The 574-nt window shown below is 46.3% G+C and carries 1 protein-coding gene; it reads left to right on the top strand.

The window, feature by feature from the left end:
- Nucleotides 1–567 (top strand): response regulator (locus tag ACO0LF_RS31450; RefSeq protein WP_423021336.1); only part of this gene is annotated, 567 nt, incomplete at its 5' end.
- Nucleotides 568–574: the final 7 nt, after the last annotated feature.

Genomic DNA, 574 nt, shown 5'->3' with positions numbered 1-574 from the left:
GGTCTTGGCATCGGCTTGGCACTGGTGCAGCAGATAACTGAACTACATGGCGGCACGGTTGTCGCTAATTCAAATGGTGTAGGTCAAGGTAGTACGTTTACCTTACGGCTTCCTCTCTCTCATGTAGCAATGGGTTTGACAGGGCATGATTTTGATTCCGCTAAACCTAGAATCACAGGCTGCAGTTTACTGCTAGTGGATGATTCGGAAGACATGTTGTCAATGTTTAAAGAATTACTTGAGTCAGAAGGAGCAATCGTACAGGTAGCTTCATCGGCAAAGCAGGGACTGGGTCTTCTAGCAAGTGCTCAATTCGATGTGGTAGTTTCGGATATTTCAATGCCAGACATGGATGGTTTTGAATTTATCCAATCGTTGAGGGCAATGCCTCATTTGCGGACATTGCCTGTCATTGCAGCGAGTGGGTTGGGACGAGAGCGTAACACGACTGAAGCGCAAAACGCCGGTTTCTCGGCTTGGCTGACCAAGCCTATTTTATTGGAATCGCTTTGCGATACAATTTGCTCGCTGTGTCCATCATTCAAAGGTCCAGGTCGAAATGGATAAAATTTAA

Source organism: Undibacterium sp. Di27W (assembly GCF_049340345.1).
Lineage (GTDB): Bacteria > Pseudomonadota > Gammaproteobacteria > Burkholderiales > Burkholderiaceae_D > Undibacterium.
This window is presented reverse-complemented; position numbering and strand designations above follow the sequence as displayed.